Raw genomic sequence first — 13268 nt, 5'->3', positions numbered from 1 at the left:
CAGGTTAATAACCGGATTCCGCTTTTTCAGAAAAACATTATACGAAAACCGAATAATATCAAGGCCATGATCAAAAACAAGATTGCTAAAATTCTTTTTATTGCACTTATTACAGGTACACCAATCAATGCGCAAAACGAGCAAAACGAAGCCACGCTGGACCAGGGGCCGGTAGCAGGTCAGTTTGACTATACCATAGAAAAATCCAGCAAGTATGAGGAATACCGCGTGGTCCGCACCAACTGGTTGTACAAGTTGAAATCCAATGTTCTGGACTCCCTTTCTTCGTTGGAGACAACCATCGCTGAAAAAGAGACAGCCATTGATTCTCTGAAAAGTGAAATAAAATCCATCAACAGCAACCTGGAAAACACACAAGAGAAGCTCGACAAAGCAATTACCCAGAAAGACAGCATCCCTTTCCTGGGCGCTGAACTGCCCAAAGGCCAATACAACTCGATTATGTGGGGGCTGGTATTAATCCTTGCCGTTGGTGCCGCGTTCCTGTTTTTACTTTTCAAACGCAGCCACCACCTTACGGGCGAAATGAGAGAAAAATACAGCGATCTGGAGAAAGAATATGACGCTCACAGAAAACGAGCACTGGAGAAAGAAAAAACAATGGCACGTCAGCATCTCAATGAACTGAACAAGCTACGCGGACGAGACTAATCAATCAATCTCCGCACCGGTAAGAATGTTCATTTATTCTTCCCGGTGCGGAACCCTGTAAACACCCTCTTCAACTCACTTCCAAGCGCCGCACCGCCAGCTTCTGTGCGAAACCCAGATATTTACTTACCTTTGTATTTCAATCCGCTACACTTTTGGAAGGATTGATTTATGGCAAAACAAATCATTAATTACCCGCGACAGGCTTATCATGCTGCTTCAAGCTGAAAAAAAGTCCGTTGCCTGTGGCGTGGTTGCATTTGAAATATTATGAGCAAAACAGCATTATTAAAAGACCTTGTCAAGAACCGGGTTCTGCTTCTTGACGGAGCGATGGGTAGTCTTATTCAGCAATACAAACTTACTGAAGAAGATTTCAGAGGAGAAGAGTTAAAAAATCATACGCACTCACAGCGTGGAAACAACGATTTGCTGTCACTGACCCGACCCGATATTATCACAACCATACACGAGAAATATCTGGAAGCCGGAGCCGATATCATAGAGACCAATACCTTCAACTCCACCCGAATATCGCAATCGGATTATGCACTGGAGGATTACGTTTACGAGCTCAACAAACAGTCCGCTCTTCTGGCATCCAAAGCGGCGGCAAAGTATTCGACTCCCGAAAAGCCTCGTTTTGTAGCGGGTTCCATGGGACCTACCAATAAAACTGCATCGCTGAGTCCGGATGTTAACAATCCCGGATACAGAGCTGTAACCTTTGACGATCTGGCCTCGGTTTATGCCGAACAGGCCGAAGGTTTGCTTGATGGCGGTGCCGATATCCTATTATTGGAAACCATTTTTGACACCCTCAATGCCAAAGCTGCATTGTTTGGAATCGGAGAAGTACTGAAAAAACGGGGACTCAATGACTTTCCGGTAATGGTATCTGTAACCGTTGCCGATGCCAGCGGACGAACACTTTCGGGGCAGACGCTCGAAGCCTTCCTGATCTCCATCTCACACTTCCCGCTCTTTTCTATCGGTCTCAACTGTTCATTCGGAGCAGAAGATCTTCGTTCCTATGTAAAAACTTTAGGTGAGAAAACGCCACATTTCATCAGTGCCTATCCAAATGCCGGACTGCCCAATCAATTCGGCGAGTACGACGAGACACCTCAGGAAATGGCTCCGAAAATTTTCCAATACCTGAATCAGGGACTGGTAAACATTGTGGGCGGTTGTTGCGGAACCACTCCGGAACACATCAAGGCTTTTGCGGAATACATCAAAGATGCCAAGCCACATGTTCCCTCTACCCCGGATGTAAAAACGAAACTGAGTGGGCTCAACCCTCTCATCATGGATCAAACCACCAATTTTGTAAACATTGGTGAACGGACCAATGTGGCAGGATCCAAAAAATTTGCACGTCTCATAAGGGAAGAAAAATACGAAGAAGCACTATCCGTTGCCCAGGATCAGGTTGAAGGAGGAGCCCAGATTATTGATGTCAACATGGACGATGCCATGCTTGACGCAAAAAAAGAGATGGTCACCTTTCTCAACCTTATGGCTGCAGAACCGGACATCGCAGCCCTTCCCGTCATGGTGGATTCCTCAAAGTGGGAAGTACTTGAAGCAGGATTAAAATGCCTCCAGGGAAAATCTATTGTCAACTCCATCAGCCTTAAAGAAGGGGAAGAAATATTTGTAAAGCAGGCCAGTGCCATCAAGGAGTATGGAGCAGCAGTGGTAGTAATGGCCTTTGACGAGAAAGGTCAGGCCGATACCCTTGAACGACGAAAAGAAATCTGCCAGCGCGCCTACAACCTGTTGACTGCTAAAGTCGGATTCCCTCCGCAGGACATCATTTTTGATCCTAATATTCTGGCCATTGGAACCGGGATTGAGGAGCACAACAATTATGCGATAGACTACATCAATGTCACCAAATGGATCAAGGAAAATCTACCCCACGCAAAGGTGAGTGGCGGGGTCAGCAACCTTTCCTTTTCATTCCGTGGGAACAATCAGGTCAGGGAAGCCATGCATGCCGTATTCCTCTACCACGCCATACAAGCCGGAATGGATATGGGCATCGTAAATCCCGGAATGCTCCAGATTTATGACGAAATACCCGCCGACCTGCTGGAACTGGTCGAAGATGTGGTACTCAACCGACGCCCTGATGCCACCGAACGTTTGATTGACAAGGCAGAAGAGATAAAAGACCAAAAAGAAGCCGGTACCGCTGTAAAAAAAGACAGCTGGCGCGACAAGCCACTGGAGGAACGGCTGCATCACTGCCTCATCAAAGGAATTCCAGACTTTCTGGAAGAAGACCTGGTGGAAGCCAGAGAAAAATATGAGTTTGCCCTCGACATCATAGAGCAACCGCTGATGGATGGGATGAACATTGTGGGAGATTTGTTTGGATCAGGAAAAATGTTCCTGCCCCAGGTCGTAAAAACAGCACGGGTCATGAAAAAAGCCGTAGCCTGGCTGGAGCCATTCATCGAAGAAGAAAAAAGAGCGTCGGGCAACGCCAATACAAAAAAAGGAAAAATCCTGATGGCCACGGTAAAAGGAGACGTACACGATATTGGGAAAAATATTGTAGGAGTTATCCTGGCATGCAACAACTATGATGTGGTAGATCTTGGGGTCATGGTTCCTGCCGAAAAGATTCTTAGTGAAGCCGTAAAACAGGAGGCAGACATTGTAGGCCTGAGCGGTTTGATAACCCCGTCTTTGGAAGAGATGAGCAATGTGGCCCGGGAGATGGAACTTAGGGGAATGAAACAACCACTGCTCATTGGTGGTGCAACAACCTCGAAAGTACATACTGCCGTAAAAATTGATCCCTTTTACTCCGGACCGGTTGTATATGTGAAGGATGCCTCCATGAGCGCCCAGGTGGTGGGAGCATTGCTTTCACCAAAAGAACATGAGCGTTTTAACAAACAAACCGGCGAAGAATACCAAAAACTGAGGGAAGCCAATAAAAACAAAAAGGCCAAGGAATATCTCCCCATAAGCGAAGCCCGGGAGAAAAAGTGGCAAACCAACTGGCAGGATGCCCCTGTCAAAAAGCCCAATTTCACAGGGATAAAGACCTTTACGGATTATCCGGTAGAGGAGATTGTTCCGTTCATCGACTGGACATTCTTTTTCCATGCCTGGAGACTTACCGGGAATTACAGAGGGATAGAAAATGTAAGCGACGAAGAATCGAAGCTACAATGGCTGGACAACTTCACCTCCGACATGGCAAAGGAGAAAGCCTCCGAAGCATTGAAACTGTGGAAAGATGCCCAGCAGATGTTGCAGAAAATAAAAGAGGAAAAAATGCTCCGGGCAAACGGAATAATCGGGTTATTTCCCGCCAACAGCGTGGGAGATGATGTGGAAGTCTATACCGGAGAAGATCGCTCAGAGATTCAAACCACTTTCCATTTTCTGCGGGAGCAACAAAAAAAACAGGGTAAAGAAATTTATTACTCATTGGCAGATTTTATTGCACCTAAAGATTCAGGCATCAACGATTACATTGGTGGATTTGCCGTGAGTGCAGGTGAGGGAATAGAAAAATGGATCAGCGAGTTTGAAGCAAAACACGACGATTACAACGCCATCCTTTTGAAATCTCTGGCAGACCGGCTGGCCGAAGCCTTTGCAGAGTTGATGCACTTCAGAGTAAGAAAAGAATTCTGGGGCTACAACCCCGATGAAGCCTTTAACTACGATGACCTTGTACGCGAACGTTACCGGGGAATCCGGCCGGCCCTGGGCTACCCTGCCTGCCCCGACCACAGTGAAAAACGCTTACTCTTCGACCTCATGGAAGTAGAGAAAAATGCAGGAATTACACTCACTGAACACTTCAGTATGTACCCCAATGCCTCTGTCAGCGGATTATATCTGGCTCACCCCGACGCAATCTATTTTGGCGTGGGAAAAATCAAGTCGGACCAGGTTGCTGATGTGGCCGACAGAAAAGGAATGACACCTGAAGAACTGGAAAAATGGATCCCCACCAACCTGGCAGATAAATAGCCCCAAATGCTTTATCCGGGATCATGAAAACTGACAGTTGCAACACCACCAAAATAAAGATCGGGGATGTTTTCACCCCCTTTCGCTGGGGGCGTTTTGCCATTGAGCAGTTTGGCATCTTTGAAAGATGGATGAACGGATCTACTGTTTTTGATCCCACCATGGGCCAGGGCAATCTGCTGATTACCCTGGTTCAGCATGGGGTTGAAAAAGGCTTTAAACCAAAGGAACTCCCAATTCTAAACCTGTTTGGCAACGAGCTAAACACGGACTACTATCAAAAGGCGCTTCAGTTCTTTCAGGATGAATTCAACACAGATATGTCCAAAAATTTCAGCAATCTGGACATACTGGAATTGCCATGTGAACCTTTCGACATTATTTTTGGTAACCCTCCCTGGCAAAATTTCAACGACCTCCCGGAGGCTTACAAAAAGAAAATCAAACCGCACTTCGAGAAATACCAGCTAACAGGAAACAAACGAAAGCTGTTGCTTGGACATTCCCGAATCGACATTGCTGCTCTAATCATAAAAGCAACGATCCGGGATTTCCTTATCCCCGGGGGCGATGCATACTTCTTCATGCCCTTGTCATTGCTTCTCAACGATGGAGCACACGAAGCTTTTCGCAATTACATCTCAGCAGAAGCACCCTTTGCTCCCATGGAGATATTTGATTTCAACAAAGAAGATGTTTTCAATAAAATAGCCACCCGCTACGGGCTTGTTCATTTTCAGCGAAACAGGCAACCTGAATTTCCCATCCGCTACAAAGTTTTGAAGAATCAAACATGGGAACTATTGTATGCAGCACCACTAACCTCCCTTTCAGCCGGATTCAGCATTTTCGAGGATCTCAACAACTCCCTACTAAATTCGTTTAGCAAAATACCTTTAAACAAAAAAAATCAACCCAGACAAGGCCTTAACACCTGCGGCGCCAACAAACTTTTTTTCTTTAATGAGTGTAGCAAACTGGATGAAGAGACTTATCTGCTCAACAATACAACAGAGCTACCATCAGCATTTATATTCCCACTTTTAACGGCAGCCAATTTTAGAAACGAGAAAAACCCAACCTTATGGGTATTGCTTCCATATACAAAAGATGGACGTCCTCTTTCAGCAGCGGAGATTAAACGCTGGCCACAACTTAACAATTACCTGTGTAGCGCAGCAGACCTTCTCAAGGCACGCAAAGGCACACTCATCAGGAGTTGGATTAATAAAGGAATTTGGTGGGCACTCCTTGGAGTGGGGCCGTATAACTATGCTCCGTACAAAATTGTATGGGAAGCCTACGGTCGAAAGAAATTTTCTCCACAGATTTTCGAAGGCAAATGGCAGGCCAATCAGGCATTACAGGCATTTATCCCGTGTTACTCACAAAATGAAGCAAAAAGCATCCTAAAAAAACTGCAAAATCCGGTGGTGGAGAAAATTCTGCTTTCGCATAGAATGGAAGGTACCATGAACTGGGCCCAGCCAGGGAAAATTAAGAAACTAATTGAATTCATCTAACCTGATTAATTCATGAATTTTTGTGATGAGATGGTCAAACAGCAAGAAATATGGACAACCGCAGATGAAATTGATGAAGGAAATAGTGAACTATTTTCAAATCGATTTTATAGAGGACGTTCATATTTCGCAGTTGGTTAATCATCGTAATAAATTATTTATGAATTATTCAGGCTAAATAGTGTTTGTCCATAAAGTACCATTTACTGCGTTGCGCTTGCCCGAAAATTACTCATTTACTCAAGTAAACTGCGTGATTTAGGGCTTGCGCCACCGCTAAAGCTTTAGGCGGCACGCGGTCGCAAGCCTTGTAACTGGCACTTTCTTAACAAACACATGACCAGAACCAAATTTTGCTTAGTTCATGGACGGGCTAAATAATCATCAAATAGTAAGCAAAATTCCCTTTTTGGGATTATAATTTTAATTTTGCATCCCTAAAACCTGAAATTATGTCAACAGTTGCAGAGTTAATCAGAAATAGCAATACGCCCTCATTCTCGTTTGAATTGCTTCCCCCGCTCAAAGGGAACAGCATCAGCAAAGTATTTAACACCATTGATAAACTCAAAGAGTTCAACCCCCTATACATCAACATTACCTCACACCGCGATGAAGTAGTTTACAAACCAAACGCCGATGGGGTCAACATTCCCCACGTTTACCGAAAAAGACCCGGAACAGTTGCTGTAGCTGCCTCTATTCAACATCAATACAAAATTCCTGTTGTTCCTCACATGATTTGCAGTGGTTTTACCCAAAGTGAAACAGAGTATGCCCTGATCGATCTGAATTTTCTGGGCATTCATGATTTGTTACTGCTGAGGGGCGATAACTCAGACAGGCACAACTTTGTTAAGCCCGATGAACCCGGAAACAAATATGCCATTGATTTGATCCATCAGGTCAATAATCTCAACAAAGGGCAGTTCCTGGACGGCACTTTCATGGAGCCCTTCGAAACCCCCTTTAGCTATGGCGTGGCAGGATACCCGGAGAAACATGAAGAAGCTGCCAGCCTGGAGGAAGACATTTTAAGGCTCAAACAAAAAGCAGATGCCGGAGCAGAATACATCATAACCCAAATGTTTTTTGACAATTCAAAATTCTTTGATTTTGTCAAAAAATGCCGTGAAGCAGGCATTACCATTCCCATAGTACCCGGATTAAAGCCCATCAATTACCTAAGTCAGATAAAAGTATTGCCGGATATTTTCAAAACTGAATTTCCGGAAGCACTTACAACTGAACTTCAAAAATGCACCAGCAATGCAGAGGTCGCCAAAGTGGGTACTGAATGGGCGGCCCACCAGGCCAAAGAATTAATGAATCATGGCTTCAACCTCATTCACTTTTACACGATGATGGCCACCAATTGCGTGTACGATATTGCCAAAAAAATCTATTAAAAACTAAAGGAAAGACGAACGCCAAGATATTCGGCCACTTTCCCATGTGCTTTCAGCCCCACTCCCACTTCCATAAGGTCACTCAATCCATAGTCGAGAGTATAATACTGAAACCAGGGGGAGTGAGTTGAATGCCCGCGCAGCAAATAGACTCCCGCAATCTGCCCAAAATCGAAACGGCCCAGAATAAAGTGATGTCCGGCAACAGCACTTAACCTCCCCTTTTTAAAAGATAAAGAACCCGGACGGCTGGTGTCCAGCTCCCCCATAACACCCGCCGACCATCCGTTAATACGGGCAAACTGATCATGATATTCTGCCATCAGCCCCAGAACAGAAGCTTTATCTTCAATCCCCTCAGGCTCTTTCAGTCCTGCAATAAATCTATACCTGAACCCTCTCTCACCCACTGAGGCATCAAACGAATCTAACTCCGGATGAAAGGGGATACGCTCATCATCGATTTTATAGGAAACCCCAAAACCAAGAGTGGTGTAATTAATTCCCAGATTGGGCTGATTCACGCCTCCATTTGAGATATGCTGAAACATGGCAGATAACCGAACCGCCCAACGATCAGCCACAGGATAGTCCAGCGAAAGACCGGCCATCAACGGGAAAGCGACAGGTGTACTGTAAACAATATTTTCAGGATTGGTCTCCTCATCATGTGGGTTGTCCATATAACTAACTCCCAAACCTGTCTTGAGAGAAAGGTCAGCTCCCCAGGGAGAGAAAAGAACCGGCTCTACATAAAAAAGGGCTGAAACAGCACTTCCCAGGGCATCATGACCAAAATCCCAGTAATTGAGTGAAACGCCTAACAATGGATAGCATCGACACAACTCATAAGCGCCGGAAGAGGTAAACTTCCAGGAAAAATCCAACCCAAAACCGACAGGCATGACACCCCTGAAATGTTCAATTTTCGAGGAATGGATCTGTAATTGACCGGCATGCAAAGCCCCTGACATATAGCGAATCGAATTCCGCTCGTCTGCCTGCTGACCCGCTGAACTCTGCCAGAACAATAACAAAAAACAGATGATTCCAATGTACTTTACCATACCTAATAACCAACCTTTGCCACATTCAACAATCAATCAACCTTTCACCCAAAAAAAGTCCGGACTCCCTGATTTTTCAGCAATATATAGCTTTTCAAGTTACACCCGGTCTCCGTGAGGAAGCTCTCAAAAAAACATTACTTTAGTATTTAAATTCCTCCCGGGGTTAACATTTTTCTTTGAACAACTCTGGCTGAATTTGGGTAATACTGATTATCTAAACAAAGGATACAAGCCAATGGATTACAAAAAAGCACTACATAAAGCATCATCTCTTTGCTCCCGGCAGGAGTATTGCCGCTCCGACATCCAAAAAAAACTGGAAAAATGGGACCTTTCCGACTCTGACACCGAAAAGATAATTCAAAAACTGGTAGAAGAAAAATTCATCGATGAAGAGCGCTTTACCTCCTTTTATGTGCGCGACAAATTTCGTTTCAACAAATGGGGACGCAGGAAAATAATGTGGCAACTCAAACAAAAAGGAATTGACAGGGAAACCATCAATCTGGCATTGGATCAGATTGATCCGGATGAATACAATGAAAAGCTTCAGGAGGTTATCCGGGAAAAAATCAGACAGGTAAAAAACAAAGAACCCCTCAAGCAAAAAGCCGCTGTTATTCGCAATGCTGTATCAAAGGGATATGAATATGAAGAAATCATGCCTCTTGTGGAACAATTATTGTTAAAGAAATAAAAAAACCAAAACATACAGTCATGGCCCGTAAAGCACTGCTCATTTCTCTGATTCTTTTCCTCTTAACAGCATCCGCCTCCCAGGCTGCCAAGCCCAAATGGGTAAAAAAGCGTCCTTCTGAGAAAGAATACTACATCGGCATTGGCATGACCTACAAAAACGGGCATACAGGCCTCGATTATGCAAAAAAAGCACGTGCAGAAGCCCTCCGGGAAATGACTTCCGAAATTGAAGTAAATGTTTCGGCCAACTCTCTGCTGCGGCAGTTTGAAGACAACTATCATTTTCGGGAAACTTTCGAATCAGAAATAAGCACCTCAGCAGAAGAAAGCCTGTCCGGCTATGAGGTACAAACCTGGGAAAACAAACGGGAATACTGGGTGTTGATGCGATTAAACAAAAACGAATTTAAAAGAAGAAAAGAGCTGGACCTGAATATGGCAAAAAAACGAGCTGCCTCTTATCTTCTGGAAGGTCGCCGACTCAGAGAACAGCAGGAAATTACAGCATCGCTGGCTGCTTATTTCAAAGCCATCGAGTCGCTCGAAAACCACATAAGCGACGACTTATCTTACCGGAGCATCGACGGGAACCTCAATTTTGGCACCGATATCATGCAGGATTTGAGAGACTTATTTGGAAGAATTGTCATCACCTCTGAAAATCCTGACTACAGCATTTCATTCTCCAAGAGCATGGAGCGGCCTCTAAAAGCCAAAGTTACCTACTTCACAAACAATGGAAGAAAGATTCCTATTCACAACTTCCCGTTGAACTTTGGGTTCACGGAAGGCAGCGGAATTCTGCAAGAAAAAATAACAACCGACCGTGGTGGAGAAGCTTCCAGTTATATTCAAAAGCTTGAATCATCCAGAAAAAAACAGCAGGTAACCGTGGAATTTGACCACACTGCACTGCTGCAAAAAGAAAATATTAAAAGTCCGCTGGTAGCCTTTTTTCTGCCTGCCGAGACCGTTCCACGTTTCACATTCAACATTGAACTTCAAAAAACCAAAGCCACTTTTAATGCCAATGAAATGGTTTTCGGAACCCCCTCTGCCTCGGAAATATTCTCAAACCGGCTCAAAGCACAGCTCAACGAAACTTTTTTTAATTTCACATCATCTGCAGAGGAAGCCGGCTACCTTCTGGTAGCGAATATCAACTTCAGAAAAGGAGAAATCAAAAAAGGAGACGGCTATGAGGTTTACCTTGTTTTTGCAGACCTTCATTTTTCTGTTTCGTCTGCCAAATCGCAAACAGAAATATACAGTAACACCATCTCCGGAATCAAAGGAATGCGGCCGGGGAACTACAATTATGCACTTGAGGAAGCCGAAAATAAATTGATGGAGGAATTTCAAAAAGAGATCTATCCTCAATTGGAAGCATTGAATTTCTGATCTTCGCTAAAATGATTCAACACTCTTCGGGGGAAAACAGAATACCAGATTCCCGGAAGTGCTGAAATTGCCGACACCAGAAAAAACAACAAACTGAGAGCCACAGCCAGATCCTGTTGCAGATGAAGATATTCGGCCCCCATCAGGAAAGTAAACTCCCGGGCACCGATGCCCCCAAGAGTTACCGGCACTGAGGCCATAATGGCCGACAAAAAGAAAAGAAACAAGTAATCGTCATAGTTGGCTGAATCCTCAACCCCCAAAGCATATAAAATCCCTACAGCAGCAAGCATTTGAATTCCCTGAACCAGCACCGACCACAAACTGATTGCTGCAAAAGCTTTAATGAATAAAGGCAAAACCAACCTCATCAACAAATAAAGAACCAGAAGAGGGATGGGGATGGCCACTAAAAACAACGTTTTAAAGGGTATATTATAATCGATAAAATGAACCAGAACCAGCAAAAAAGTCACAATAATGGTTAACCCCGATAAACGGTCAGCAAAGATGGCCCCCAATGAGCGTTTCACGGGAACTTTCAGATAGTGGTTCAGTATATAGACTTTAAACCCATCACCTCCTACCCCTCCGGGAAGAAAAAGATTGTAAAAAAGCCCCAGCCAGTATAGTTTAAGGTTGGAAATCTGTGAAATACGAATCGGGATTAATCGAAATAAGGTGTTCAATCGGAAGGATGCTGCAACCTGAGAAAAAGTATATATCAACAATGCTGCAACCAACCACTCCGGTTTGGCCCGTCGCATGGCAGAACCAATCTGAGTCAGATCAATTTTAGTGGAGATATACCACAAAATAGCAGCACTCAATGTAATTTTTGCAGCAAGCTTTAAATACTTTATGGACTTCTTCTCTTTTTTCATATTCGGGCAGGTCGCCTTTCGTTAACTCTAAGAAGTTTCTGTCCATAAAGTACCACTTGCGTCGTTACGCTTACCTCCAAAATACTCATTTACGATTAGTAAACTCCGTTTGTGACGGCTTCGCAAGCCTAGCAATTGGCACTTTCTGACCAGAAACAGCTCTAAAAACAGAATTTGCTTAGTTTATGGACAGTCACTAAGAAAAGCCAAAAATACAACAAAACATAAAAAAACCCGCATCAACAAGCCATTGATGCAGGTTAAATATGTTATTTATGGTTTTAGAGCATCATCCGGGCGAGATCTTCCTCAAAAAAGAACTCCTCCTGACCGAAGGCTGGCTTAAGATCATCCATCCATAAGGCACGGGGATCATACTTTGCAAAGAAAGGCTGACCTACCCAGTCGCTGTTTCGTCCCTGAATGAATTCACAAACAAAAACTTTTTCTCCTTTGATTTCACTCACACCCACAATACGAACCTTTCCGGGGGTGCAGGACATGCTTGGTCCCCTCACAGTTCGCGAAATTCCGCTGACTTTGGTATAAGCGCCCCGGAAAATCTCCCAGGCTTTTGTCAGCGACACACCAAAATATTCCTGAGCACCCGTATCTCTGGCGATAAACATATAGTAAGGAATCATGCCAAGCTTCACCTGCTTTCGCCACATAGTACTCCACACATCACTGTCGGCATTGATGTGATTCAGCAGGGGGGACTGGGTGCGGATCTGAGCCCCGGTAGCACGGATTCTGGCCACAGCTTTTTCCAATGCGGGAGTCTCCAGTTCACGGTAATGATTGAAGTGCGCCATAAAGGCCAGTGACTTCCCGGCTTTGGTAACTTTTTCAAACACCCGAAGTACATCATCAGCATCACTATCGGTAAGGTATCTGTAAGGCCAAAAAGAAAGAGACTTACTTCCAATTCTGATGGTTTGCAGATTGGGCAAATCAGCATCCAGTAATTTGGTGATATATGCATCCAAAATGGAAGCCTTCATAACCATTGGATCACCTCCCGTGAAAAGAATATCAGTAATTTCAGGATGCGCCTTAAGGTAGGCAATCACATAATCGATCTGATTCATTGCAAATTTCAGGTCATCCATACCTGTAAACTGGGGCCAGCGAAAGCAAAAGGTACAGTAGGCGTGGCATGTCTGTCCCTGAGTCGGAAAAAACAGCATGGTTTCATCATACTTATGCTGAATACCGGGAAGCTTTTGTCCGTTTAATTCCGGAACGTTATGTGCCTGTCCGGCAGGATGAGGATTCATTTTATGACGGATGACATTGGCAGCTTTTTTCAACTCAACCTTATCCGTCTCTCGTTCCAAAACTGAAGCCATGGACTTAAAATCTTCAGGCTGTAACATTCCCCTTTGAGGAAAATTTAAAATAAATATGGGATCTTCGTGAAAATTATCCCAGTCGATGAGTTCATCAACAACATAATTGTTGGTTTTAAAGGGTAAAACATGACCAACAACATCGATATTTTTCAAATCCTGTTCACTAAACTTATCGATTTGAGGAATCTTTCGATAATTATGCAATGAATAGATCTGGTATTTCATAGGCATCCAAAGTTTTTATTTT

Annotated in this window: 9 protein-coding genes; 6 read left to right on the top strand and 3 right to left on the bottom strand. The window is 44.1% G+C overall.

Annotated elements, in window-relative coordinates:
* The first annotated feature begins 66 nt into the window (after positions 1 to 66).
* The 4 genes from BY457_RS00265 (at position 67) to metF (ending at position 7612) form a co-directional block, all read left to right on the top strand.
* Positions 67 to 672: a tRNA (guanine-N1)-methyltransferase gene (locus tag BY457_RS00265; RefSeq protein ID WP_106151342.1), complete on the top strand. Its 606-nt coding sequence runs from the start codon at positions 67 to 69 to the stop codon at positions 670 to 672.
* 270 nt (positions 673 to 942) lie between these two features.
* On the top strand, positions 943 to 4680 hold the full coding sequence (gene metH, locus BY457_RS00260) for a methionine synthase (protein ID WP_106151341.1): 3738 nt from the start codon (positions 943 to 945) through the stop codon (positions 4678 to 4680).
* A gap of 23 nt (positions 4681 to 4703) precedes the next feature.
* Positions 4704 to 6203 carry an Eco57I restriction-modification methylase domain-containing protein gene (locus BY457_RS00255; protein ID WP_106151340.1) on the top strand — a complete coding sequence of 500 codons (1500 nt, stop codon included), beginning with the start codon at positions 4704 to 4706 and terminating at the stop codon, positions 6201 to 6203.
* Between the two features lie 452 nt (positions 6204 to 6655).
* Positions 6656 to 7612, top strand: coding sequence for a methylenetetrahydrofolate reductase [NAD(P)H] (gene metF, locus BY457_RS00245; protein WP_106151339.1), 957 nt, complete (start codon positions 6656 to 6658; stop codon positions 7610 to 7612).
* Here the strand turns inward: metF and BY457_RS00240 are convergent.
* Entirely contained in the window at positions 7609 to 8679 is a 1071-nt protein-coding gene (locus BY457_RS00240) for an acyloxyacyl hydrolase (RefSeq protein WP_106151338.1), read from the bottom strand. The genes metF and BY457_RS00240 overlap by 4 nt on opposite strands.
* A 238-nt stretch (positions 8680 to 8917) precedes the next feature.
* Between BY457_RS00240 and BY457_RS00235 the strand changes: the two genes are divergently transcribed.
* Both BY457_RS00235 and BY457_RS00230 read left to right on the top strand, forming a co-directional pair.
* Positions 8918 to 9379 (top strand): regulatory protein RecX, encoded by a 462-nt coding sequence (locus BY457_RS00235; protein ID WP_106151337.1) that lies wholly within the window; start codon positions 8918 to 8920, stop codon positions 9377 to 9379.
* Positions 9380 to 9399: 20 nt separating this feature from the next.
* Positions 9400 to 10782: an LPP20 family lipoprotein gene (locus BY457_RS00230; protein ID WP_106151336.1), complete on the top strand. Its 1383-nt coding sequence runs from the start codon at positions 9400 to 9402 to the stop codon at positions 10780 to 10782.
* Here the strand turns inward: BY457_RS00230 and BY457_RS00225 are convergent.
* A complete protein-coding gene (locus BY457_RS00225; RefSeq protein WP_106151335.1) occupies positions 10758 to 11666 on the bottom strand; it encodes a lysylphosphatidylglycerol synthase transmembrane domain-containing protein in 909 nt (302 codons plus the stop codon). The two genes, BY457_RS00230 and BY457_RS00225, sit on opposite strands and share 25 nt — an antisense overlap.
* Before the next feature lie 281 nt (positions 11667 to 11947).
* On the bottom strand, positions 11948 to 13246 hold the full coding sequence (locus BY457_RS00220; RefSeq protein ID WP_106151334.1) for a KamA family radical SAM protein: 1299 nt from the start codon (positions 13244 to 13246) through the stop codon (positions 11948 to 11950).
* Between the last annotated feature and the right edge of the window lie 22 nt (positions 13247 to 13268).

The sequence above is a fragment of the Marinilabilia salmonicolor genome, assembly GCF_003003035.1.
Taxonomy (GTDB): Bacteria; Bacteroidota; Bacteroidia; order Bacteroidales; family Marinilabiliaceae; genus Marinilabilia; species Marinilabilia salmonicolor_A.
This window is presented reverse-complemented; position numbering and strand designations above follow the sequence as displayed.